Consider the following 25,661-nt stretch of genomic DNA (forward strand, 5'->3'; position numbering starts at 1 on the left):
GCCATTTTCTCACGCATCTACCGGCCGTTTTGACCAGGGAATTAGTGTCAGCTTGAATTTCCATTTTCTGACGGATTATTCCAGGACGACTAAGGTGTTCGGTTAATTTTTAGCTTTCAAGTTTCAGATTATTAACTTTTGCAGGATTCATTTTTTATATCATTAAGGGTGGTAACTTGATGATCGGCTTCTTCGTGATGGCCATCATCTGGTCGATAGTCGGCATGGTGCCGGCTGATCAAGTGATTCAAAAAGTTTTTGCTGAACCAGCGCTTAATTACGCCCCGACAATTCTTTACATTGTCTTTGGATCGTGGTTTGGTCGTGTACTGGTCGATAGCGGGATTGCCCCGGCCATTTCCGAACAAACTAATAAAGTTGGTAAAAAGCACCCCTTTGTGGCAGCCGTGTTAGTATTGCTGGTAACTGCGCTAATTTTTGTGAGTGCCTACGGGGTGGGCTCCGTTATCGCAATTGGCGTGATCTTACTGCCAATTATGCTATCTGTCGGTATTCCAAGAGATTTAGCATTATCGACCTTTACCATGGCAATTGGCGCACCGATGTATCTCAACGTGGTTTTGTATAATCAAATTAAGGCATTCTTTCCGCACGCTGTGTACGGTGGCAGGTATTTGGCCTTTGGTTGGCTTGCAATGATTATTCAACTGGTGGCCGTGATTATCTTTCTATTTTTCAATCGAAAACGGTTTGACCCGGCTAAAGCTCAAGAAAATCTTGAAATAATTGGCGAACCTGAAAAAACTGATCAAATTGCCCAAGTACCAAAGATCGCTTATGTAGTACCCGTTATTCCGGTTTTGATGAACATGCTGTTTAGCTGGGATGCAATTCCGGCCTTGATTTTAGCCACTTTGATTGCGATGCTTTTAACTGGTAAATTCAAAGGCTATCAAAAATTTGTCGACTTCTTGAACAGTACGATTCAACAAGCAATTTCCGATATTGCCGGTTTGATCATGTTCTTAATGGCACTAATTATGTTTAGTGGTGCGGCTCAAATGGATGCGGGGCGCTTTAAACCGATTTTGGCGGCAATTCTACCGCATAACCATTTGATTTTGGTGATTGCGATCGGTGTCTTGGCTCCTTTAGCACTTTTCCGAGGGCCACTGCATGTTTGGGGAGCTGGTGCGGCGACCGCAGCGGTGCTATCTGGAACCGGGCTATTTAATGACGCCTTTCTGTTACCATTATTGTATATCCCGTCAATCATGGCGGTTTCAACTGATTTAACGCAATCTTGGAACGTTTGGGGTTTGAAGTATATGAAAGTTTCCTCAACCGCCTTCTTGAAAAATGGGGTTGTTTTGATGTGGATTGTCTCGATTATTAATGAAGTGTTGGTTTATTACTTTTGTGGTTAAATTAAACCAGAACAAACGAAAAGTGAGGAATTTAATGATGAGTGAATTAATTACAATTGGCGAACCAGTGGTCACTTTTGCATCAAAGCAGCCGGACGTCTCTCTGATTGATGCGACCGAATTTACCAAAATTATGGGTGGTGCTGAATTAAACGTTGCAATTGGGGCGACTCGTCTGGGTCATTCGACCGATTATATTTCAAGGGTCGGCAGTGATCCGTTTGGGGATTACGTGATCAAAACGATTTTGAGTCACGGGGTGGGAACCCGTTACATTTCACGAGATCCTCAATATTGGACCGGGCATCAGCTAAAACAGTTGGTGACCAAGGGCGATCCACAAACGTATAATTATCGTAAGGGGTCGGCAGCGGCGCATTTATCAAAAGAGGTCATTGAAGCTGTTGATTTGTCAGATGTCAAAATGGCCCACATGTCTGGGATCTTTCCGGCAATTTCTGAAATGGCCGAAGAAACCTTTACCACATTGTTGAACCGGTTGATTGAGCACAAGATTCCCATGACCTTTGATCCCAATCTGCGACCGACACTTTGGTCGAGCCAGGATAAGATGGTTCAAACGATTAATAAACTAGCCGGATCAGCAGACATTGTCTTACCAGGCGTCGAAGAAGGGAAAGTTCTATTAGGTACTGATGACCCGCAAAGAATTGCCGATTACTATCTAAAGGGTGAACGAACCAAAGTCGTCATCGTTAAAGTTGGTGCTGAAGGCGCCTTTGTCAAAACCAGCGCGGGTGATCAATATGAGGTGCCCGGGTTTAAGGTTGACCAAGTCATTGACACGGTTGGTGCCGGGGATGGCTTTGCCCTTGGCGTGATTACAGCACTGTTGGAAGGTAAACCATTAAAATCGGCGGTTATCCGGGGCAATGCAGTTGGGGCTTTACAGGTCCAAACGTATGGCGATAATGATGGTTATCCGGATCCGGCTCAATTAAAAACATTCTATGAAAAAGAAGGAGTCAATGAATAATGAAATTACAGGTTGCAATTGATCGGGTAACGCTTGGCTATGCCTTTAACTTGGCGCGTCAATTAGACGACGTTGTCGATATTATTGAATTTGGGACGTCATTGGTGAAAGACTATGGGCTGGTGGAAATCGGTAAACGGCGTCCCGAGTTGACACACGCCCAATTACTACTGGATTTAAAAACTTTTGATGAAGGCCCCTATGAATTTGAAAAGGGCTTTGATGCCAAGGGCGATATTTTAACTGTCATGGGTGCCGCTTCATCTGATACGCTACAAGGTGTTTACGATGTCACACGTCACCGACAAGGCGAGATGTTTATTGACTTAATGGAAACTACTGATCAAAAAGTCAACCAAATTGCGGGCTTTGAAAATGTGATTTATGGAATTCATCATTCCCACGATGCCACAGCCGGCTTTAACGCTGTCTCAACGGTCGAAGATTTTCACAAAAAATTCCCCAAAATTAAGCGGATTTCGGTCGCCGGCGGCATTGACTTGGCCACTGCTAAACGACTGGCTGATCAAGGAATTGCCGAATCGGTGATTGTTGGGAGCAAAATTATTAAAACTGAGGATCCGGTTGCCAGTGCAAAACAATTTATGGAGGTCTTAAAATGAGTTTAGTTAAACAGGTGATGGATGAAGTCAATCAAGTGATGGGGTTAATTGACGAAAGCCAGTTGGCCTCGGCTGAACAATTAATTCAAAAAGACAAGCGGATTTTTGTGCTCGGCGCTGGTCGGTCCGGTTTAATGGCTAAGGGCTTTGCCATGCGATTGATGCATATCGGCTACACTGTTTATGCCGTTGGTGAAACGATTACACCTTCGATTCAAGCCGGTGATGTGTTGGTTGCCGTTTCCGGCTCCGGCAAGACTGGCAGCATTTTGGAAGTGGTCGAAAAAGCCAAGGCTGATGGGGTCAAAGTTGTTGCAGTGACTAGCAACGCTGAATCCCCTCTGGGTAAGCTCGGTGATACCACAGTGGTTGTTCCAGGTGCGACGAAGGCTGGTGATGGGGTTAAATCAATTCAATTATTAAGTACCCTGTTTGATCAAAGTGTTCATATTACATTGGATATCTTGTGCCTGATGCTGAGTCGTCGCGACCACGTGTCAAATGATACGGCTAAGGCCACTCACTCTAATTTGGAATAAGATTGACACTGGTTAGGAGATACGAAAAAGTAGTTTAGATCTGGTCAGCTATGAAAATGACCTTAAGAATTAAAACGAGTTGTTAAACTGACACATCCGGTATCAGGGATTGTTTGGTCATCTCCGGCCATTGGGAGAGCAAGCAATCCCTGATCTTTTAGCTATTGATGATTTAGGGCTGAACACTGTGCTAAAATAATGATTAATAGGTTGATAATTAATTGAGAAATGGTGATTTAATGTCAAACAAGGGGAAGAAATCGGCAAATATTAAGGATGTCGCCGCGCTGGCCGGCGTTTCTGTGGCAACCGTTTCACGTTATTTAAATGGTGAATTGGGGCGAATGTCATCTAAAACGGCCAAAACCGTTCAAGAAGCGATTGAAAAGCTGAATTACGTGCCCAATTCAGTAGCTCGCCAAATGAAAACCCGCTCCAGTAAAATGATTGCGGTCGTTGTGTCCAATGTTGATGATTACTTTTCAACCGAGCTGTTTAAAGGGATCAGTGCCATTTTAGAAAGCCGGGGATACATCGGGGTGCTCTTTGATGTGGACTCTGATGAGCAACGTGAAAGGAAATTGTTGCGGACCATTGGTAGTCAGATGTTTGATGGGCTGATCATGCAGCCGGCTAATGGTCCGCAGACAATTATTGAAGCGCTTCGGCGGCCGTTACCAATCGTGACGGTTGACCGGGAAGTTGATCACAGTTCCTGGCCACAAGTGATTGTTAACAACTATGAGATTGCACGCTCGGTCAGTCGACACTTTAGACAGCTAGGGTACACTCACGCCATTGTCTTAACTTCCGAAATCAAAAAGGCCCGTACACGTCAAGAACGGTATCGTGGAATTACCGCTGAATTTAACCATGTGGACGCCATTGAAATTTCTGAGTTGGCTCACAATCATCAGGCAACGTACCGCCGACTGGTGCAATTAATTCAGGCAACGGCGGAAAAAACACTGATTTTTTGCTTAAAGGAACGCTGGCTGTTAGAATTTGTGCCACAATTGGTCTTTGATCAGCTGATTGACAATCAAAAGGTGACAGCCACTGGGTTTGCGGATACCGATTATGCTCACCAATTAGAGCCCCGTTTGAAGTTGATTTCGCAAAATCCTTATTTGATGGGGGGAAGTGCAGCAGAATTGATGCTAAATCAATTGCAGGATCATCCTCAACCAGCCGATCGGATTGTCATTCCGGCCAAATTCAAATAACCATCAGTTAAACTAAAAAAAGCGGCCCAAGAGTCGATCGATAATCGATTTTGAGCGGCTTTTTAAAATTAAAGCGATAGCATTAGTTAAGTGGCGTTGCTTAATCACTTTGGGTAGAAACCGGAAAAAATTAGGTGATTAATCCCGAAATAATTCAACCCATAAAGGAAAACAACGACGGCGTTGATTGCCAGCGACATGACGATAATCCCATAACGGAAAGTTGCCGTGTACCACCCGTAAGTCCATGGATTAGCATAGTGGGGGCCCTTAAAAGAGATGGTCATGATAAGTAAACCGATGGTGATGATTGCCTGGAGAAATAACCCCAGTAGGTAAATCGTAGGGCCACCATTAATTAGTTGAAAAAAATAGCCGCCTAATGCGATGGCATCCAAAAAGATTGCAAATAAGGTCAAATTTTTCCCTCCATCCAAATTGGATTTGATTTGTGCCAATGACCGTTTTCAATCCAAATATATGATATGCTTTTAATAATACCATTTTGCGAGATTTTGGAAAGGACGGTTACTTATGCTTGATTATACAACACAATCAGAGTGGGCTAATGGATTTGGTTCACAGCAATCACCAATTGACTTAAGGTCAAAAGACGCCGATCAGCGAGAAATGGGGTTAGGGTTTGAACGCCGCGATTCCTATCAGCTAACCAGTGAAATTGACGATCAAACGACTATTCGAGTTTTAGGTGATGGCGCTGCCAGTATTTTTGGCCGCCCATTTCAGTTTGTTCAACTTCACTTTCATGCCCCAGCTGAGCATTTAGTTGATGGCCAGGCGCAACCATTTGAAATTCACCTGGTTCATCAAAATCGGATCGGTCAATTGGTGGTGGTTGCATTACTGGTTAAGCAAGGGGAGGCAGATGCCACGCTCCAACAAATCATCGATCAGTTTGAAGCGGGACAAACCAAGCCGGTTGCCATTCAGCTGGGGGATTGGCTGCCTGAACGGCCAAGTGGCTTTCATTATTTAGGCTCGTTGACAACCCCGCCATTAACTGAAGGCGTTGAATGGCTGGTAGTTACTAAACCAAATGTGACAATTAGTGAGCAGCAATTAGCGTGGTTTAAAACTCATTTTCAACCAAATAATCGAACTATTCAATCCTTAAATGGGCGGACAGTCGAATACTATTCAAAATAATCGTGGGAGTGATGAATCGGGATGATCAGTCTTTCAAAATTGGCCAGTTGGTTTATTGTTGTCAATGCCCAGTCATCGTCAACCGAAAAGCTGACCCAGATGAAATTGATGTTTCTCCTATACTATGTTCAAGGTACTTATTTAGCACTCTATGATCAAAAAGCTTTTTCCAACGATATCCTTGCTTGGCGTTATGGCCCCGCAATTGCTCAAATCCACCAGCACTTTCGTGGCAAGCGGGTGGTAACATCAAACGTCACGACCCAAGACGAGGCCAACTATCGAGCCATTAATCGGGATGATCGATTATTAAAAATTGTTTTTGAAGTTCAGGAAACCTTTGGCCATCAAACGGCCGCTGCGTTGAGCCAACAAACAATGCGGGAACGGCCATGGCAAAGCACGCTCCAAAGTCAGGTTATCGATCCGGCAATTATTAAGGACTATTTTCAAAAACACGTTGTCGAAATTGAAAAGTAGAAAGTTAAAGCGGCCGATATGGAAGTTAGGTTCCATACCGGCCGCTAATTTAATAATGATTATTTTTCCCAACCGCACAGCCGATAATGGTGTGCCTTTGCCCAATGTAGAGTAACATGGACCTTTTTGCCGGCATTACTTAACCCACGACAATTTCGGGTGTAATGGTATTTCTTGCCGTGATGCGGTGCAATCCAGACATAGGTCGTTCTTGCGGCGGCGTGCATAGGTGGCTGAACCACGGCAATCCCGCCAAACATAAACGAGACGGCAGTGATCACAGTTGCCATTTTAAGTTTAGTCATTTGATGATTCTCCCCTCAGAAAATATCATGTGATCTCGATCACAATATCATCTTATCATAAGCCTCCTAATATTAATAGGCGTTATTTAAGAATATTAGTTGTCAGGGAGGAGACCAATCAAAAAAGGATGGCCGCTGGCATGGAATCTAATCTGACTTGTGCCAGGCGCCTTTTGAGTAGCGATACATGGTGATCTGGTTATCGTTTTTACCATGATGCCAAATCCAAGGATGTCTGGTTGGCACAATTTTAGTTCCGTATTTGAAAATCACTTTTGAGTTTTGAGTTGGTCGATACTTGGAGAGAATCAAGTGTTGCTTGATATTATACTCGGTGTTGTAACGAACGTAGTTTTTTGCTTCAATGCGGTATCCATGGAATTTTTTAGTCTGATATCTGCCGGCAAACAACCCGCTGGTCGTGAGTTGGACGCTGTCGGCATTAGCATTAACGGTCAGGCCGGCAACGCCCAAACAAAGGGTTGCAAGACCTAGATAAACGTAGTGACTTAATTTCAACGATTGGTGCTCCTTAGTAGTCTTTAGTTATTTCTGAAAGTCAGTTAGTCATTAATTTTCAAAATGGTTATCTTTATCTAAATTATCATGTTTAATCAGCTTAGACAATAACTGTTACAGAAGTGTCACCAGAATTTAAGTTTGGCAAACTAACGGTAACTAACAGGCATTAAATTAGTCGACAGCCCGCGACCTTTGATAAGCTATTGTTAATTCATCAACTTATTGAGGAGGAACGATTATGATACAGGTTAAACAGAGGCAGAATTACTGGCTATTGGCTGGTTTGATTATCGGGATTGAATTATTGGGCATGCTATCATCGATTTTGTCGGGTGATGTGCGTGGAATCTATGAAAGTTTAACACTGCCACCATTATCACCACCCGGACAACTATTTGGCATTGTCTGGCCCGCGCTATATTTATTAGTGGCGATTTCAGGCTATCTGATTTCAATGGCGGTTCAACCCAAATCAGTTAAACGACCGCAACTGATTTGGTATGGGTTGCAGCTGGTTGTGAACTTTGGCTGGTCAATCATCTTCTTTGGTGCTCAGATGTATTGGTTGGGCTTTTTGATGACCATTGTCATGGATCTATTGGTAATCGGGTGTCTCATTCGTTTCTACCCAACCAGCAGGGCCGCTGCCTGGTTATTAGTTCCATATCTAGCTTGGCTGTTGTTTGCGACTTATTTGGCTGGTGGAGTGGCATTGCTAAATTAAGACACTTAATTTAAAAGCAATTCAGGTTGCCAAACGACAAAAAATTTTCTGACTTTATTTTTCAAAAAAATAGTGATGCTGGATGGTTTACGCAACAGGGAGTTTGAAAATTTTGCTAAAACGTGACCCCATTTTCCCATTGCTTTTCCAAATTTCCACCAATATAATAAGAATTTGGCGGAAGGGGGAATTTTCGAATGGATAAAACAGCGGCGGCTGTCATGGATGTTGCGTTAGATGCAATGCAGCAGGGACAAATGGTTCGACTGGAAGTAGGCAACCAGCAGGAACAATCATCAGAAATCAACGCTAAGGTTGGCTACATAACGGGGATCAAAGGTAGCCGGTTAACTTTTACCAATATGTTGAATCAAAGCAAATTCGTAAAGTTATCGACAATTAGACGAGTTGAACTGGTGATGAAGTGAAGTGAGCGGATCCAAACGGTTAGACTCCGGAGTGTAAGGCGTTAGATGGGGAAATCCTGGGTCTGGATTTTTTCATCTAATCTCTTACATGCAGGAGTCTGCTTGGAGAAGCTGTCCTGGTAACGATGAGCGGATTATCTCAGTGTCAATTAGCTCCTTTAACATATATTCAAGCGGCCATCAATCGGAGTTTTACCGATACGATGGCCGCTTTTAAATTTAGTTGCGATGATTGCCCTGGTAATTTACTAAGTTAATTTTCTTTGATGGTGCAAAGGTATACCAAATGCGATAGTTTGAGTAATTGATAATCGAAGCGGGGTGCACATCACTAACTGAATGGGCTCCCTGATGGCCGAATAAAGGGACTGCTTGACCTAATCCAACCACTCCGAATTTGAATTGGTGAAAGTTTTTGAACATGTAACCTGAATCCGGTTTATGCTGTTCGGTTTTTAAGTTACAAATGATTCGTTGACCAGTGGTGAATTGAATGCCGTTTCTTTTTTGATATTGGGCAACCAAGAAAACGGGTTCACGCTTTGAGTTGAAAGCTGTCAAACCCAGAATAACGCGATCACCCTTTTTATTGAGATTAATCGTTGTAATGGTTTTTGGATTTAAAGTTTCGTCTCGCAACTTGTAAGGCATTCCTTGAAATGAGGATTTGGCCAGTTTGGTTGTATAAACCGTGAGCGCTACTACAAATAGCAACCCTAAGCTTATCAGTAAAGATACAATCTTTGGTGTTTTTTTAATAATTAACGCCTACCTTCCACAATAAAATTAAAAGTCTTGATTATCCAAGATTCAATATACCAATGATATGTGAAAATTTTATGACTAGCATTACTTCAATTGCTTCCATTAGAAAATACTCTAAAAATATTGATCATCTCACGCTAAAGTTAAAAGAATTGAGCAGCATTAAGGGCTTTGCAATTGGTTAAGTCGACTAAACGGTTGCCACCGTCATTACTATTCACATATAGTTTCTATAAAAAAATCAAACAATGGTCACATTAAATTCACTTTTATCGGTTATTCTTATGATGATCATAAGAATAATGGAGGAATTAAAATGAAGCAATCAATAAAACGTGGCTTATTGCTAGCCAGTGCATGGACGACAATAGTTGGCGGCGCACTTATTTTATCGGATCGGTCCGTTGAAGCGGCTAAAACTAAAATTACCCACCACAAGGCCCTCAAAACAAAAGTCAATCGACGAAACGTTGAACCGACTGGTAAAGCCGGGTTATATACCAAGCCAAGTGCTTTAACTGGTGAAAAACAGGTATTATCCAAGAAAACGATGAAGAAAATGGATCGTTCGGAAAATCCGGACCATTATTTCCGAGCTTATCGGGTGGCCAAAACCAATCGCCAACAGGTTTATTACAAGGTAGTCAGCTTTGATGGCAAGTATCGGGGCTGGGTATACGGTGGTAAAAAGATTAATCAGTTCTCTGGGGGCGTTTCTCGAGCAGAAACGTACCATGAAGTTGGCTTAACGGCCGAACAACGGCAAAAAACGTATCGGTTTGCCAATCCAGGAACCCATCATGTGACTTGGCGGGTACCGGAAACCACCACTTATAAACCGACCAAAGTGATTAACTCAACAACACCATACGCTGGTGATTCATTGTCAATCAAGAGTGCGGTTGAGCAGGAGAAGGGGGATCTGGTTTACTATTACGTTGCCAGCAAGCAACACCCTCAAATTAACGGCTGGATTAATAGTAAGGCGCTAACGTTAAAAACAGCCGGTCAATCAACTGTTCCGGATAACGCAGGTTCATCAACGCCGGCACCGGTGCCAACTCCCAGCGAACAGCCGCCAACCACTAATCCCGGCAGTTCCAATGGTGGTTCCCTTAATTACAGTGGCTCATTTAAGTATACTGACGCTAAAGTAATGAAAAACGCTTTTTCACAGGAAACGGATCAGGCGATGATTGATAAGGTGCAAAAGAGTTATAAAGAAGCCATCATTAAGAATCTTCCCGAGCCGTTTAAGTACGACCAATCAATGTCACTGGTTGAAGTCGCCAACAAGTTGGGTCACGGCAAACGATTCACGGCTGAGGGGGGTCGCAACTATATGGTGGTTGTTAACCCGACAGTACAGTCACTGGTAACGCTGGTGCCATATTCACAAATCAAGTGGATTAATCCAAAGGCCGAAGTTTCCGGATTGAATACTGGGTTCATCGGGATGTTCTTGAATGATGAGTTGAAATCTCAAATTCAAACCGCAGTTAACCTCCTCTACAAGGTTAATTATCTGGGCTCGCTGGTAATTATGTCACCGATGTCGGATAACACGGTTAAGAATCTCTTGGGAGATGGCAAACAATTAACCATCAATGTCGAAACCTTCTTTGAAGAATTGCCGATTAAGTTGAAATTCGATATTTCAGTTAAAATTGATCGAGATGATAATGGCATTTCAGGAGTCAATGTTGACTTGAAGCTGGATCCGGCTTCACTAATCGTTCCAGATCCGGCCAATCCAGCTAATTGCCAAATGGATGTTGATTCAAAAGCACTTGGCTTGAGTGGGTTTAAAGATACGCTTTTCAAAGCAGCCGTTAAAGTTTTCTACTCGATTAGGTATCCCTACTACAACAAGATCGATCAGAGTATGAATCCAGAAAAGGTGAAACGAGTTTTGGGTCATGGTAAAACCATCGCCATTGACCAAGCTGGTGTTAAGGCTAATTTGACCATGCAAGTTGATGTTGAACAAGCCGGTGGATCGGTTAAAAACGTATCAGTTAAGACTATTGCAACTAAACCAACTGAATAAACGATCATTAAAAAGTCGCTTGCTTCTGTGATAGAAACGAACGGCTTTTTTGCGTTGTTCACTGGGAAAAGGGTGACCATTGATTTTAGGATGAGTCAATTGTTTTTCACTTCAGAAGCGACTATAATTGAACGAACAGTTTTAAATGTCTTGGGCAAAATTCGCCTACTTGACAATCAAATGACTTTTATCAGAATCATCAACCCCGTTAATGCCATGATTGACTGTACAATTGAACGGGGGTTAAGGAGAGATTAAATGTCTCAATCATTTTCTAACGACCACTTTACAAACTTACCGGATAATATTGCTGACCTTGCGACTGGGTTGGCGATCCGACTGACTGAATTTCAAAAACGCTTGGCGCCGCCTCAAGGAAAACAAGTTCGCTCACAAGAAGAGTCCGCGTTACCCGGAAACGTGCTTTTTTATGTGCCGGAGCTTCATATGGATGATGCCCAGTATCAGGGACACGGTTTTTTACCACATTTAGTCAAAAAAAGTTTTTTGGACATTGACGTTGGCTTTGTGCCGGTTAGACAGGAATTGACTGTCCGACATGCCAAAATGGCCGGTCATTTTACCTATGAAGATGTGCATATTGATTTATTTAATCGGGTTCATCATCCTGATTACATTATTGGCGGCTATGAGATTAATGGTCACCGGCTTCGGGGGGTGATCATTCCAATCCCCGAGATAAAAACCAGCAGTGTGTTTGTCAGAATAGATGAACACTGGCACATTGCGAATGAGACCAATTCTTACGCGGTAGCAACTTTCCATCGATATTTTTTGGTAACAGGTGTTACAACAGGGCCCGACTCATTTCCATTAGTGGCAATTGTTAATCGGGATTTATCAATGATGGGGCCGGCTTGGACGCGACTGCTTCAAAAAGCAAGCACGCTTGGTTATCGGACTCAGTCAGGAAAGGCTCTGTTGGCTAATCCACAGTATTATGAACATTTGGGGATGTTTACTAATTATCAGGGAGCCCTTCAATTTGGTGTTGGGTTGGAGTCGCAGAAGGAAAAGCACCAGCGATCGGCGTTGCAAAAGTACAATTTGAACGTTTTGGGAAATCAGGGAAATTGGCAACAGGCGCCGCTTTTAAAACTTGAAAAGTTAGTTTAATAACCATTTTGTTAACGTTCGATTCTTTTGATTATTAAAGGAATCGAATGCTTTTTTATGATTAAATATGGAAAGAAAGCGCTTCTCATTTTGAAGCATAATGATGGCACCTGTATGTCGAGTGATTTATAATGAAAGTGTTGAAAGGAAAAGATATGTTTTAGGGGAGGTTTTAGATATGACGTTTGATCTTAAAAAGTCATTGCTTGTTTCAATGGCTGCGTTAGGACTGTTTGCGGCAACCGCAACCGTTAATGCTAATCAGGCCAACGCCAAGAGTTACGCACGAGTAACCTCAAATCAAAAGATGACGTCTGATCCGGCAACTCGAAACATTTCCTTTACCGGCAGTAATGCACTTTATACTAAAGCCGGCACACTTCGAGGTGCCAGAGTAGTTGCGACAAAGACGACGACGTCATTGTTGGCAAACTCAAGCTTGTCATCAGATAACTTCCGGGCATACCGAGTAGCAACGACCAACCGGGGATCGGTCTACTACAAAGTTGTCTCGTTTGATCGGCAATACCGTGGCTGGGTTTACGGTGGCAAGAGCACCGCAAGCTTTGGTGGCGGCACACAGGCTTACACCACGTTTACCAACACAAGTTTAAGTACGGCTCAGCAAAACAGCCTGTACAAGATTTCTAATCCTGGGGTTGCTAACGACGGCAAGACAGTTACCTATAAGCAACCGGCATGGACACAATACAAAGTTGGCCGTCAAATTATGGATTCAACGCCTTACGCAAACGCAACCTTTAAGATTACGCAAGTTGGGACACGAACCCGTGAAGGTGACCAATGGGTTAAAATCCAAGCTACCGATAATCAATACAGTCAAGCTAACGGCTGGATTTCATATAGTGGTTTGACTTTAACTCAAACACCGGTTGCTGACAACGCAGTCCGAGTCAACTTGGTTGATGCCAATAACAACAATAATGTAATTAAGACATTTGATTACGCCAAGAACGGTGCTCAAAAGGGCAGTCGACTCGGTACTCAAAATGGTTCCAACTGGACGTTGGCTTCAAATGATCAGACCGCTTTACAAAACCAAATCAATACGGCTTTGAATGGCACTGGTTATTACGTTGGGATCTTAAGTCAGAGCCAGATTAACGCTTTGGCTCAAGGTACTTTCGGCAGCTCGGTCAATGTTCCGGTTACTAAACAATCCAATATCGCTGATAACGCTGTTCGAATCAATTTGGTAACCCCAAACGGCACGTTATTGAAGTCGGTTGATTACCAGAAGAACGGTGCTTCAAGAGATAACACAGTTGGCTACTGGAACGGTTCGACTTGGACACTCTACAGTGGTGATAATACTGCGATTACCAATTTAATCACCAGCGCTTTGAGTGGTACCGGTTATTACCTGACGAACAATCAGTTAACCAGTGCTCAACAACAAGCAATTGCCGCTGGCCGATTTGGTGGTAGTGTGACGGTTAATGTGACAAATACACCTCAAACACAGTTTAGCCAAATCACGCCACGTTCAATCGGTTGGGGTGGACCATGGCTTGGTTCGACGGCTATGACTGCTACCAATTCTCCATATGATACGAAGACAGTTACTATCAATGGCCATTCGTATAGTGCTAATACCATCCAAAACATGGGGACTAGTGGAGAATCTTGGAACAACTTGGTAAAAGACATTAAGGCAGATAGTAGCGGCCTTGATAAAATTAATGCCAATTTTAAGAACTCTGCAATGAATCAATATATTGCACAAAACAATATGGCATTTGGCCCCGGATCAGGAAACTTTAATTCAAGTCAGGTAATGGCATATATTAATGCTAATGGGAATCTGAAGACGCTTCATTCACCGCAATATCCAGTATTTAGTCCAACAGGTTCAGGAGACAGTAGTAGTTACAATGTTTCCTATGCTTCGATCACTTATACTGCTTACAGCTCTGTTGATGGAACGTATGGTAATCCAATTGTGGTTTACTACAATTATCAATAATGATTAGGTTTCCCAATTAGATTTAATTGGGTCCTTCGAGTGAAATGTTAAAAGCGAATGGTTTATAAAAATAGACCGTAAGTGGGGAACAAAACCCGCTTCTAAATAAATAACGACGTTTATTTTTGCGAGAGTGGGAATAAACGTCGTTATTTTTATGACTTGTCATAATGTTTTTGGATGTTCGTTATTTTTTCATACTGCTTATGTATTTGAAATATAGGTTTGAACCCTGCTTAGGCCATAGTTGTTATTGAACTGACGAGTGAATTTCAACTGCAACTACGATATACTGGATGTTAAGAGTATTCCCCACATATGTGGGGGTGATCCTAGTATATGTGTGTTAAGAGAGTATTCCCCACGTATGTGGGGGTGAAATATCGAGTGTAACTTTGAAGATGATATGTTATCAGTTTATATTGGATTGCGTTATATGTCAGCTTTTATCTAATTATTATTTCACTGTTTAACTTAGATAATTTAGAAAAGTTAAAGAACGGCCGGCAACTCGATTAAATTGGTGATTCGGGCAGTAGATTAATCCGGGCCTAAAAATTTATGATTGAAGCTCACTTAAATTAATTAATCAGCTAGGGGCCGTTTAACGATTGGCGAAAATACTAGCAGCAGCACATTAATGGGTAAGTTACTTCCTGCTGTAAGAGTGTTCTAAATTGACAACTTTAGCTGGCATAAGGCGAGTTAACCAAGCCCTGATTAGTTTGGCCGCTACTAAGCTAGCACAAACGATAATGTTGAACTTGACTCGTAAGCCTATTTTTCAGTCATCAGGAAGCAGGTTACAACATATTTCAACATCTAAGGCATTTGCTCGTTGTATTCCGGTCTTCAATAGTTAAATCGGTGATTTCTTAAAAATCAAAATGTGATTGTTGATGATCAATCAGTAAAGTTAAAGAAGGATCTAAAAATTAAGAATAGCTTCTAAAAGTATTAAAAATAACTCAAACGCTAAAAGAGAGGGAAGTTGAACAAAATATTTTATATAACAGTATTTGTGTTTTAAAAGTATGCTATACTGTATTTGTTGATATCAATGAAGTTAATAAGAAATTATGAAAGGAAACCAAAGATGAATTTTTCAAAAAACGTAAGCGGTTTCTGGGGCAAAAAACGAAGAGATAAAAATGGCCAACAACTATGGCTACCACTTATCGTTCATTTAATTGACACCTCAAATACAATGAACTGGCTGTACAAAAATTGGTTGAGCGGCGGACAGAAACAGATCCTAAAAGCGAAAACGCTAAGTCAGGACGCATTTTCCGATGAAGATATCCAAAAGCTGATTGTGTTCTTGGGATTTATGCATGACATCGGCAAGGCAACCCCTGCATTTCAGACGAAACCATCTCGTATTTGCGATGTTGAAATGGATCGAAACTTTATCAATCGATTACGGGATCATGGCTTCTCTGACCTTAAACTTCCTAACCCCAATTTAGTTGAAAAATCTCCTCATGCAACTGCTGGGGAGGCGTTGATCGAGTTTGGAGAAGATTTTAATGTGAATGAGTCAGTTGGTGCCATTATCGGTGCCCATCATGGCGTTCCGTTGGGAAAAGCACCAAGCAGAAACATTAAAGATTTTCGGTCCAATTATTACCAGGTTGATAAGTCAGGCCCTATTCAAGATGTCTGGAAATGTGCTCAAAAAGAATTGTTTGATTATGGATTACACTTAGCCGGTTATCAGTCGGGCTCTGAAATCCCATGGGTAGGCCAGCCCCAAGCTGTTATTTTAACTGGTTTACTGACTATGGCCGATTGGTTAGCATCTAGTGAGTACTTTACAAACAAACAGAGTGATAAAGTTGAACTTTTTCCTTTGATTCCATTCGATCAAATAGCTAGTGATGTTGATACGTCAGTGCGATTTGAGAAAGCGATTAGAGCTTGGAATTTAAACGGAAGGTGGGTTCCCCACGCTATTGAAATGAATTCGGATCCTTACCAAAAACTTTGGGGCTTTCGTGCGCGACCTGTCCAAAAGGCGGTTATCGAAGCGGTTAATCACACCAAGGAACCTGGGATGGTTATTATCGAGGCCAGCACTGGTTCCGGGAAAACCGAAGCAGCCCTTGTCGTAGCTGAACAACTGGCTCGTTTTGACCACGAAGATGGGATTTTCTTTGGCTTACCCACCCAAGCGACAACCAATTCAATGTTTGATCGAGTCGATGATTGGTTAAGTAAAATTGCAAAATCTCAGAAAAAGAATTTGTCCATTCGATTAATGCACAGTAAAGCTCAATTTAATCGCCATTTTCAACGGATTCCGCATGCTAACAATATTGATGATGCAGATGATAAGTATGCCGATGGTGCGGTGACGATCAACGACTGGTTTTCTGGTAAGAAGTCAATCTTAACCAAATTTACCGTGGGGACAATCGATAATTTGTTACAAATGAGTTTGAAGCAGAAGCATCTTTTCCTAAAGCACCTTGGATTGAGTGGCAAAGTCGTCATCATTGATGAGGTTCATGCGATAGATGTCTTTATGAACCAGTATCTCGAGCAAACAATCATGTGGTTAGGCGCTTACCATGTTCCCATCATTGTTTTATCGGCAACGTTGCCAAAAGATAAACGATCAAGATTAATTAAAAGTTACTTAACTGGAAAGTATGGTTCCCTGAGTCCCAAAAAGTTTATCAAACCGGAAATTGCGCCAAAAGATTGGGAAACTACTGAATCATATCCGTTGGTTAGCATTTTGGATGGCAAGAAGTTAACCCAAATCACAAAATTTCCGGGCCGAAATGATCAGTCACCATTTCAGATTCAAGTTAACCGAATTAATCCGAGTGATGATGAGCTAATCAATCGAGTGGTTAGCCAGTTAAAAGGCGGCGGTGTAGCCGGAATTATCGTTAATACAGTTATTCGAGCACAAAAATTGACTAAATTGGTTCCAAAAGAAATCAAATTGATGCTATTGCACGGCTCTTTTTTGGAAACGACACGGGAAAGACTGACACAACAACTTCAGGATGATATTGGCAAAGACGGTCATCGGCCTAATCGAATGATTATTATTGGCACCCAAGTTTTAGAGCAGTCTCTCGATATCGACTTTGACGTTTTGTACACGGATATCGCACCAATTGATTTGCTTTTACAGAGAGCTGGCCGGCTCCATCGTCATCAGATTCAGCGGCCTAAGAATTTGCAAGTACCACAATTGTTTATCACCGGGATTGCTGGAGCTGGCAAATATGGTAAGGGGAATGAAATGATCTATTCAAAATATTTGTTGATGAAAACTGACTACTTTTTACCTGATACGATCAGCATTCCAGCAATGGTTTCCAAGTTGGTACAGGCGGTGTATAGCAGTGAAACAGATGGAGAAGTAGCAGAAAAAATTCCGGGTTTGCTTAAAGCAAAAGACGCACAAGGAAAGTTTATTGATCATGAAGAATGTAAGGCGAAATCTTTTCGAATTAAGCGGCCTCAACAGTTTGGCTACTCCACTATTCATAGTTGGCTTGAGCATAGGAATTTCGATGTTGACCGGGACCCATACATTTCGAATGCAACTGTGCGGGACATTAAGCCAACTTTAGAGGTGATTCTGCTTCAGCATACAGATGATGGTGATTTCTTAATTGACGAAGGAACTACTCGCGGTGAGAAAGTGACCATTGATGATGCTAAGTTGATTGCTCAGCAGCTGATCAAACTTCCGGTAGCTGTGACGGAAAGAAATATGAATGGTGTATTAGAGGTGCTGCAAGATCTTACTAAGAAATATTACCCGGATTGGGCAGAAAATTCTTGGTTAAAGAAATCATTAGCGTTGCCACTAGATGAGCATTTTCAGATTTCCTTAAGCGGATGGAAATTAACGTATTCAACCAAGTTTGGTCTAAGTTATGCAAAGGAGGATTAGTATGAGCGCACGAAGTTTCAACTTGATAACTGAGCCGTGGATCAAGGTGATTGATCGAGGGACCAACCGGGAGGAAACGGTATCGCTAACTAATCTTTTTGAGAATGCCCAAAATTACCGCCAATTTGCGGGGGAATTACGAGCGCAGGACTTAGCGATTTTACGTTTTTTGTTGGCCATTCTAACAACGGTTTATTCGCGTTTCGATGCAGCTGGGAAACCGTACCCATGGTTGAAGGTGGATCCTGAGACACTAGAGGATATTGGTGAGGAAGATATTAGCGCATATGAAGTGGTTGGCAAAAGAGGTCCGCAGCGTTATGTTGCCGACTTATTAGAAACATGGCGCCAATTAAATTCCCAGGGACATTTTTCAACAATCGTGGTGACATACTTACAGCACCATTCCAAGCAATTTGACCTATTTGGTGATCAGCCGTTCTATCAGGTAACTGAGGAGCAGTACAACCAATTAGTTTTGGACAAAGACCGAATATCTTTAAAAAAGCCTAAGGGAATGGTGGCAATTCGCCAGATCAATCGGCAAATTTCTGAAAGCGGTAATAAAGTTGCCCTCTTTTCACCAAAGTCGGAATCCTATAAGGATCAAATGCCATTAGATGAACTGGTACGTTGGTTGATTTCATATGAAAACTACAGTAGCGTCACTGACAAATCAAAGGTTAAAACAGATGAGAAAATGAGTGTTCCAGCTGGTTGGCTATATAAATTAAATCCAGTCTTTATCCAAGGGAAATCAGTTTTTGAGACCCTAATGTTGAACATGGTGCTGGTTAATCATGATGATAATAACGACCAAGGATATGTTTCTCAGAAACCGGTCTGGGAATACAACAGTGTTTTTGAGTATATTGATAAACGGAAAGGAACAAGTCGTCCCGATAATATTGCTGAACTCTACACAACGTGGTCGCGGCTTCTGTACATTGATTGGGAAACCGGGAAACCAGTGATTTTTAGCGCCGGCATCCCTATGTTTAATAATTTCGAAGCGTATATTGAACCGATGACAACTTGGCGGAAAACGAAAACGCAAAACGACGGCACACATTGGCTTCCACCACAGAAGAGGCTGAGTAATGTAAACGTTGCAATGTGGCGCAACTTTGGTCAGTATGTCAGCGTAAATCAAAATGATGATGAGATTAGTGTTGATTCTGAGCCTGGAATCGTTAAATGGCTACATCTGTTGGAAGAAAGAGGATTGATTGAGAATCAAGCAACAATCTCATTAGCGTCGGCGACCCTGATAAGGGACGATAATTCGTCATCACAGATGCCTGTGGCTGAGGTGTTTGATGATATGCGGATTAAGGCCAATGTACTGTTTGACCCAGACCCTGACAGGTCTCAGTATTGGCCTGGAAGAATTGAAAATATGATTGACTTAACCAAAGAGAGTGATAAGAAATCCGTCGGGACCATCTATCGCACTTTCATCACAAATATTTCAAGAATCCGTAACGCGGGAACTGCCAATCAAGGTTTTGTTAATGCAGCTATGGCGTCATACTACGATGGCTTAAATGGGCCTTTTAAAGAATGGCTCGAAGGTTTAAGTAATGATGATGATCGAGACGATAAAAGTGAAGAATGGATGAATTATCTGCGTCATTATGTATTTCAACTTGCGGATAATATTACACGGCAATTATCTCCCAGAGATATTGCCGGTTATACGGACCGTAATCGTCGTAAACATAATATCTTCATGGCAATGAATCGATTTAAACACGATATTGCGAGTCGATTGAGAAAGGGAGAAGTGACTAAATGACGAGTGCAAAAATACAAGATGAGATTGCTACTGGAATTGAAACTAGCGCTGTTCGAATTATGAGCGAATTATACAATCATGGCAATTTAAATCGGGCCGCCCTAGCCGGGGCTCGAGGAGCAGCAACCATCAGCAGTCCCCGAGCACAGAAAGTCTGGCCATTAATTATGAGTCAGTTAGAAAAGTTGGATACAACTATTCGCCAAGAAGCTCCAAAAGCTAAAATTCTGAGCATTTCTGGAACGCCCACTAATGTCGAAACGGCTTTGTATACCGCAATTCACTTTTATGCGATTCATCAGCAAGGAAGCGACCGGGTGGAATTTGGTAATTCGCGTAGAGGCAACGGGGCCACATTTTTTACCGCGTTGGCGCAATTACGGAATGTTCAGGGGATGCGAGATTCTTTGGACCGGCGGATCGACGCACTACTTGGCATGACTAATATTCATGGAGTTATTAATGCGTTGGCCCATTTGGTTGGTATTCTCAAAGCTAAGTACACGGGCCCTCAAATTGATTATCCTCGATTAGCAAAGGACTTGTTTGTTTTTCAGGAAGGTTATATTAGTGCTAACGCGACACGTCTTCAATGGGGACAAGAATATTATTAATTAATCAGACAACTAACGACTGATAAGGGAGTAAGAAAATAATGACTCAAAATTTATATATTGACATTAATGTTCTTCAAACGGTTCCGTCTTCGAATATTAATCGTGATGATAATGGCGCACCGAAAACCGCTCTATATGGTGGTGTTACTCGCTCGCGAGTGTCATCTCAAAGCTGGAAGTATGCAATGCGAAAGGGGTTTGAAACGGACAACATTGAGAATGGTATTCGAACAAAGAAAGTGGTTGAAGAGTTATCTAAAGATTTAGCAGCCGTTGACGAGTCTCTTGATGACAAATCAGCAACTCAAAAAGCCGTTGCCGTTTTGAAAAAATTCGGTATTAAATTTGAGACCGAGAAGGGGAATAAAAATAAATCAAGTGCGCTGTTAATGGTAAGTCATGGTCAAATCAAAAAATTTGCTAAATATGTAACTGCGCATGACATTTTAAAGCAGAAAAATATTACTAGCAAAACAAAGAAGGAAATTGAAAAAGTATTATCTGGGGATCGAACCTTAGATTTGGCACTCTTTGGCCGAATGGTTGCCGATGATGCCGAATTGAATGTTGAAGGGGCTGCTCAAGTGGCACATGCGATTTCTACTCATGAAGTCGTTCCGGAGTTTGACTACTTTACGGCAACTGATGATTTATCAAAAAAGAGTGAAAGTGGCGCCGCGATGTTGGGAACTATTGAATATAATTCAGCAACCCTTTATCGATACGCTAATTTGAATGTCAAAGAGTTAAGCGAGAATCTGGGAACCACTAATACAGTGGAAGCAGCAAAGGATTTTATAAAAGTATTTATATCCACTATGCCAACTGGCAAGCAACATACATTTGCTAATAAAACCGTTCCGAATTATGTAATGATCAACGTTCGTACGGACACGCCCGTTAATTTAATAACGGCTTTTGAAACACCAGTTAGTGCAGATAATGGTTATGTTGCCAAGTCAATTGAGGCTTTGGAAACGGAATACGATGAAACACAACAATTTGTTGACGCCCCACTTTTAACGGTTGTTTTGGCAGAACGCAAGTATAATTCAATAATCGAAAATCGGGTGGATAAGTTATCTGAATTGCTGAGCCAAGTTACTGATGTGGTATCAAAGGCGGTGCAAGATGAAGACCATAACGATTAGGCTTGCTGGCCTCTTGCAGTCATATGGAAACGAAGCCCCGTTTAATATTCGAACGACCAGTAATTATCCATCCAAGAGTGCAGTTATCGGGATGATTTCGGCGGCATTTGGGTATCAACGAGATTGTTCAAAAATTCAGATATTCAACCGGTTAGAATTCGCAGTAAGAATTGATCAGCCGGGAAAACTATTAACTGATTTTCAGACCGTTCACACTGCTAAGTCTTCCTATACAACTCATCGTGATTATTTGCAGGACGCAGTCTTTGTTGTCGCAATTGGAAGCGACGATGAGCAATTGATTGATGATATTGATGAGGCGTTACACCATCCCAAGTATCAATTATTTCTAGGGAGAAGGGCAAATGTCCCAGCAGGGATCTTAAAGACGAAAGTATTCAAGAATACCAATCCGTTGACAGCTCTAAAGCAGTTATCTTGTCAAGCTGATGAATGGTATCAATATCAGCATTATCAGGGGCGTGATTCTATTCAGTTGAAAGTGTTGGGTGATGCTAATCTAGTACCGGATGCTGAAAGTTTCTTGGTTAAAGATACCGTTAAGTCGTTTGATCAAAGCCACCGTCAGCATGGCTTTAGAGCTGTAGTAGAAAGTAATGTGATTACGAAGATAATTTGGAGAGATGGAAATCGAATGAATGATAGTGGGCCAGACACGCACCATAATCCGATGCGGTTTCTTTAGGAGGGAATATATATGTATTTATCACGTGTTGAAATTGATGTCGGCAATCGGCAGAAAATTAAGGGTCTCACGCATCTTGGCGCTTACCATAATTGGGTGGAACAATGTTTTCCGAGTGAAATTAAAGCTGGAAAACGTGGTCGCCACCTTTGGCGAATTGATCCATTGGATGGTAAGAAGTATTTATTACTGGTAAGCGAAGAAGTTCCGGACTTGCAACAAATGGAATCTAATGGAGTTCCGGGGACCGCTGTCACTAAATTGTATGATCAGTTTTTAGATCGTTTGAGAAAAAATCAAATCATGCAGTTTCGTTTAACGGCCAATCCAACTTATGCAATCAAAAGACCGGGAAGTAAACAACCGCGAATTGTGCCGCACATCACCATCGATAATCAACGCAACTGGTTGATAAAGCGAGCTGAGAAGTTGGGGTTCCATTTGGTACAACAGGTTCATAGCGATCTCCTTAAATCGAAAGACACATGGGCGTTTAATATTGTGAATCGAGACTACCAAATTCTTCGAAAGGGCCACCGAACGATTCGTTTGAGCCGGGTGACATTTGAAGGACTGCTTCAGATCGGTGATTTGGAGCGATTTAAGAAAACTCTGGTAAATGGAATCGGTCGTGAGAAAGCTTTTGGTATGGGCTTGATGACGGTGGTACCATTAAGCTAAATAAGGATTAGCTAGTATTGACGCAGAAAAGTCTAAAATTTTAGAATCTGACGGTAGCTGATACAAAAGCCACCTTGATTCTGATATTGAAACTAATGAAAAATGATGATTCTTATATTTTAAAGCACTATTATATCAACGTTTGCTTAGTGTATTCCCCACGTATGTAGGGGTGATCCCAAGTTCTAATAGAACGTTAAAGAACAGGCCCAGTATTCCCCACGTATGTAGGGGTGATCCTGTCTGGTGGAAAAAATCCAACAGGCGTATGGAGTATTCCCCACGTATGTAGGGGTGATCCTTACATAATGGAATTATTAAAAGACCTGGAATTGTATTCCCCACGTATGTAGGGGTGATCCCGAATTTAAGGATGCCAATATCAACACCGTTTAGTATTCCCCACGTATGTAGGGGTGATTCTTATCAGTTGGTTGCCGACGTATCTAGCTTTCTGTATTTCTCACGAATGTAAGGGGTGATTTTCACTTATGCTGCACTTTTAGCTTTGTTGATGAAATCGATGGTAGCCTAGTTGTGGATTATTACGTTTTAATGATATTATTTTTCCAAAATATTAAAAAGCAGTTCTTGTGATTTCGAAAAGCGTAAGAACTGCTTTATTTTGCATATTTGCAATCAAATGCTAATCATTATGATATAGTAATGAAAAGAAATTTGCAGTAAAATAAAAATCGTAGTATCAAATAATAAGTATTGGGGATAATCTATATGAAGCTAAACCTTAAGCGGTCGCTGTTTATTTCAGCAGCCACACTAAGCTTTTTTGCGGCTGCTGGCTTTGGGAACCAGCAGGCCAGCGCCAAAAGTTACGCGAAAGTCACATCAAATCGAACGTTGTCGATGAATCCATATGATCGAAACGTTACGTTTACTGGCAGCAATGCGCTTTATACTAAAGCAGGAACTTTAAAAGGAGCAAAATTGGTCGCTTCATCCAGTGAACTACAAAGCCTTGCCAATTCATCGAGTTCTCAGAACAATGTCCGGGCTTACCGCATTGCACGAACGAATCGTGGTTCCATTTATTATAAGGTTGTTACGTTTGACGGCCAGTATCGTGGCTGGATTTATGGTGGCAAGAGTGATTCGGATTTCTATGGTGGGGTTTCTCAATATAGCACAACGAAATATACGGCGATGTCCAATGATCAGCAAACGGGGACATTTAAAATTACTAATCCGGGAACTGCCAATGATGGCAAAACCGTAACCTATAAACAGCCAGCTTGGACTCAGTATAAAGTTGGCCGGCAAATTACAGATTCCAGTCCGTATGCCAATAAGACGTTTAAGATTGATCAGGCAGCTACCAGAACTCGTGAAGGTGATTTATGGGTTCACATTAGCGCAACTGATTCCGCCAATTCAGCTGCCAACGGTTGGATCCTTTATTCAGGCTTAACCAAGGTTAGCGGCAGTTCAACCAATTCTAATTCCAATAGCTCAACACCAACCACCAATAATGCGGTGCGGATTGTGTTGACTGACCCGAATGGTAATACCATTAAAGTACTTAACTATGGTAATGGCACAAAAGGCCAAACTTTGGGAACGCTAAATGGCTCAACTTGGTCATTGTCCGCCAATGACAATTCTCAAATCACAAGTCAAATTAATACGGCCTTGGCTGGAACCGGTTACTCACTTTCAAGTAGCAGTACAAATGGTACCTTAAGTCAGGATCAGATTAGTGCGCTAGCTCAGGCTAAGTATGGCTCGTCAGTCACAATTAAGACACTTGCATTGGGGCAGGCAACCCTTTCAGTTGTGCCAAATGGTTTGACTGCTGAAGATGGACCTGTGATTAGTGATTCTGCTGCACCTAGTTTTAAAAATACTGGATGGTCATCTTTCACTATTCTGCCATTTAAATTACCTGCAATGACACCAGGGACCTTTACCGCTTCCCAATTGTATAAGATGCAATCTAGTAATAACTCTGATTATCAAAAATTGATGTTTGCAATGAATCCACCAATTATCTCAACTGCTAACGATGTCAGCGCAATTAACGCCGCATATCTAGCAGAAGCTAAGAAGGAATACCTCAAATCATCCGTACCAACGCTCCACGGTGTCAACGGATCAAAACTTTCAGCCAGTGACATTGCCAGCCGGGTAACGGGCGTTAAGTCACCGATGTATCCACAGTTTGTTAAGGAAGGCGGCTTCCTTGGAATTGGCCAACAGTACGTATTGCGTTGGTATCACCTGAACTATACCGCAACCTCAGCTGCTTCGGATGGCACGCTTGGTAGCAGCACACCAGTTAGTGTTAATCTTACTGCTAGTGTTCCATCCAATAGTAGCTATGATAAATAATCAATCATTATATTCTTTGAAAGAACTAAGCTGGATGATGGCTTGGTTCTTTTTGTTTTTAAAAATATTGTAATGGTGATAAGGCTATCTGATAAATTATGT

23 protein-coding genes and 1 CRISPR repeat array are annotated in these 25,661 nt (G+C 41.9%); of the genes, 19 read left to right on the top strand and 4 right to left on the bottom strand.

All coding sequences use genetic code 11. From position 1 onward, the window contains the following. The first annotated feature begins 179 nt into the window (after positions 1 to 179). From ED605_RS08015 to ED605_RS08035, 5 genes are all read left to right on the top strand, one after another. Positions 180 to 1,388: a gluconate:proton symporter gene (locus ED605_RS08015; protein ID WP_225419090.1), complete on the top strand. Its 1,209-nt coding sequence runs from the start codon at positions 180 to 182 to the stop codon at positions 1,386 to 1,388. Positions 1,389 to 1,425: 37 nt separating this feature from the next. Further along, complete coding sequence (locus ED605_RS08020) at positions 1,426 to 2,385, top strand: sugar kinase (RefSeq protein ID WP_121978390.1); 960 nt, start codon at positions 1,426 to 1,428, stop codon at positions 2,383 to 2,385. Then, entirely contained in the window at positions 2,385 to 3,008 is a 624-nt protein-coding gene (locus ED605_RS08025) for an orotidine 5'-phosphate decarboxylase / HUMPS family protein (protein ID WP_121978391.1), read from the top strand. The genes ED605_RS08020 and ED605_RS08025 overlap by 1 nt, the downstream gene beginning before the upstream one ends. Continuing rightward, positions 3,005 to 3,547 carry a 6-phospho-3-hexuloisomerase gene (gene hxlB, locus ED605_RS08030; protein WP_121978392.1) on the top strand — a complete coding sequence of 181 codons (543 nt, stop codon included), beginning with the start codon at positions 3,005 to 3,007 and terminating at the stop codon, positions 3,545 to 3,547. Before ED605_RS08025 ends, hxlB begins: the two co-directional genes overlap by 4 nt. Positions 3,548 to 3,786: 239 nt before the next feature. Beyond that, on the top strand, positions 3,787 to 4,773 hold the full coding sequence (locus ED605_RS08035; protein ID WP_121978469.1) for a LacI family DNA-binding transcriptional regulator: 987 nt from the start codon (positions 3,787 to 3,789) through the stop codon (positions 4,771 to 4,773). Between the two features lie 104 nt (positions 4,774 to 4,877). On the opposite strand, the gene ED605_RS08040 is transcribed toward ED605_RS08035, so the two are convergent. Further along, positions 4,878 to 5,192 carry a hypothetical protein gene (locus tag ED605_RS08040; RefSeq protein WP_121978393.1) on the bottom strand — a complete coding sequence of 105 codons (315 nt, stop codon included), beginning with the start codon at positions 5,190 to 5,192 and terminating at the stop codon, positions 4,878 to 4,880. A 115-nt stretch (positions 5,193 to 5,307) separates the two neighbouring features. Between ED605_RS08040 and ED605_RS08045 the strand changes: the two genes are divergently transcribed. Both ED605_RS08045 and ED605_RS08050 read left to right on the top strand, forming a co-directional pair. Further along, a complete protein-coding gene (locus ED605_RS08045; protein ID WP_121978394.1) occupies positions 5,308 to 5,940 on the top strand; it encodes a carbonic anhydrase family protein in 633 nt (210 codons plus the stop codon). A 21-nt stretch (positions 5,941 to 5,961) separates the two neighbouring features. Continuing rightward, positions 5,962 to 6,420, top strand: a complete 459-nt coding sequence (locus ED605_RS08050; RefSeq protein ID WP_121978395.1) for a Panacea domain-containing protein — start codon at positions 5,962 to 5,964, stop codon at positions 6,418 to 6,420. A 59-nt stretch (positions 6,421 to 6,479) separates the two neighbouring features. On the opposite strand, the gene ED605_RS08055 is transcribed toward ED605_RS08050, so the two are convergent. Together ED605_RS08055 and ED605_RS08060 are read right to left on the bottom strand one after the other, a co-directional pair. Continuing rightward, the gene (locus tag ED605_RS08055; protein ID WP_121978396.1) at positions 6,480 to 6,725 is read right to left on the bottom strand and encodes a hypothetical protein; all 246 of its coding nucleotides are present in this window, start codon (positions 6,723 to 6,725) and stop codon (positions 6,480 to 6,482) included. Between the two features lie 147 nt (positions 6,726 to 6,872). Next, on the bottom strand, positions 6,873 to 7,244 hold the full coding sequence (locus ED605_RS08060) for a hypothetical protein (protein ID WP_121978397.1): 372 nt from the start codon (positions 7,242 to 7,244) through the stop codon (positions 6,873 to 6,875). Positions 7,245 to 7,485: 241 nt separating this feature from the next. Here ED605_RS08060 and ED605_RS08065 point away from each other — a divergent pair, with 241 nt between their 5' ends. Next, positions 7,486 to 7,971, top strand: a complete 486-nt coding sequence (locus ED605_RS08065) for a TspO/MBR family protein (RefSeq protein ID WP_121978398.1) — start codon at positions 7,486 to 7,488, stop codon at positions 7,969 to 7,971. A 197-nt stretch (positions 7,972 to 8,168) separates the two neighbouring features. Continuing rightward, positions 8,169 to 8,399, top strand: coding sequence for a hypothetical protein (locus ED605_RS08070; RefSeq protein ID WP_121978399.1), 231 nt, complete (start codon positions 8,169 to 8,171; stop codon positions 8,397 to 8,399). Positions 8,400 to 8,618: 219 nt separating this feature from the next. Here ED605_RS08070 and ED605_RS08075 read toward each other — a convergent pair whose 3' ends face one another. Beyond that, the gene (locus tag ED605_RS08075; protein WP_162919780.1) at positions 8,619 to 9,113 is read right to left on the bottom strand and encodes a hypothetical protein; all 495 of its coding nucleotides are present in this window, start codon (positions 9,111 to 9,113) and stop codon (positions 8,619 to 8,621) included. Positions 9,114 to 9,480: 367 nt separating this feature from the next. On the opposite strand from ED605_RS08075, the gene ED605_RS08080 reads away from it, so the two are divergent. The 10 genes from ED605_RS08080 (at position 9,481) to ED605_RS14690 (ending at position 25,559) form a co-directional block, all read left to right on the top strand. Continuing rightward, the gene (locus ED605_RS08080; RefSeq protein WP_121978401.1) at positions 9,481 to 11,214 is read left to right on the top strand and encodes a GW dipeptide domain-containing protein; all 1,734 of its coding nucleotides are present in this window, start codon (positions 9,481 to 9,483) and stop codon (positions 11,212 to 11,214) included. 258 nt (positions 11,215 to 11,472) lie between these two features. Then, a complete protein-coding gene (locus ED605_RS08085; protein ID WP_121978402.1) occupies positions 11,473 to 12,351 on the top strand; it encodes a hypothetical protein in 879 nt (292 codons plus the stop codon). A gap of 178 nt (positions 12,352 to 12,529) precedes the next feature. Then, positions 12,530 to 14,338, top strand: coding sequence for a hypothetical protein (locus ED605_RS08090; protein WP_121978403.1), 1,809 nt, complete (start codon positions 12,530 to 12,532; stop codon positions 14,336 to 14,338). 1,096 nt (positions 14,339 to 15,434) lie between these two features. Further along, positions 15,435 to 18,260, top strand: coding sequence for a CRISPR-associated helicase Cas3' (gene cas3, locus ED605_RS08095; protein ID WP_121978404.1), 2,826 nt, complete (start codon positions 15,435 to 15,437; stop codon positions 18,258 to 18,260). Position 18,261: 1 nt separating this feature from the next. After that, a complete protein-coding gene (locus ED605_RS08100) occupies positions 18,262 to 20,058 on the top strand; it encodes a type I-E CRISPR-associated protein Cse1/CasA (protein WP_121978405.1) in 1,797 nt (598 codons plus the stop codon). Continuing rightward, positions 20,055 to 20,672 (top strand): type I-E CRISPR-associated protein Cse2/CasB, encoded by a 618-nt coding sequence (casB, locus tag ED605_RS08105; protein WP_121978406.1) that lies wholly within the window; start codon positions 20,055 to 20,057, stop codon positions 20,670 to 20,672. Before ED605_RS08100 ends, casB begins: the two co-directional genes overlap by 4 nt. A 41-nt stretch (positions 20,673 to 20,713) precedes the next feature. Further along, entirely contained in the window at positions 20,714 to 21,826 is a 1,113-nt protein-coding gene (gene cas7e, locus ED605_RS08110; RefSeq protein ID WP_121978407.1) for a type I-E CRISPR-associated protein Cas7/Cse4/CasC, read from the top strand. Further along, a complete protein-coding gene (cas5e, locus tag ED605_RS08115; RefSeq protein WP_121978408.1) occupies positions 21,807 to 22,532 on the top strand; it encodes a type I-E CRISPR-associated protein Cas5/CasD in 726 nt (241 codons plus the stop codon). Before cas7e ends, cas5e begins: the two co-directional genes overlap by 20 nt. A 12-nt stretch (positions 22,533 to 22,544) precedes the next feature. Then, on the top strand, positions 22,545 to 23,213 hold the full coding sequence (gene cas6e, locus ED605_RS08120; protein ID WP_121978409.1) for a type I-E CRISPR-associated protein Cas6/Cse3/CasE: 669 nt from the start codon (positions 22,545 to 22,547) through the stop codon (positions 23,211 to 23,213). Positions 23,214 to 23,364: 151 nt separating this feature from the next. After that, positions 23,365 to 23,636: direct repeats of the CRISPR family, unit length 28 nt; unit sequence GTATTCCCCACGTATGTAGGGGTGATCC. A gap of 309 nt (positions 23,637 to 23,945) precedes the next feature. Further along, complete coding sequence (locus ED605_RS14690) at positions 23,946 to 25,559, top strand: surface layer protein SlpB (RefSeq protein ID WP_191981360.1); 1,614 nt, start codon at positions 23,946 to 23,948, stop codon at positions 25,557 to 25,559. The last annotated feature ends 102 nt before the right edge of the window (positions 25,560 to 25,661 follow it).

It is taken from the genome of Lentilactobacillus raoultii, assembly GCF_900411375.1.
Classification (GTDB): domain Bacteria; phylum Bacillota; class Bacilli; order Lactobacillales; family Lactobacillaceae; genus Lentilactobacillus; species Lentilactobacillus raoultii.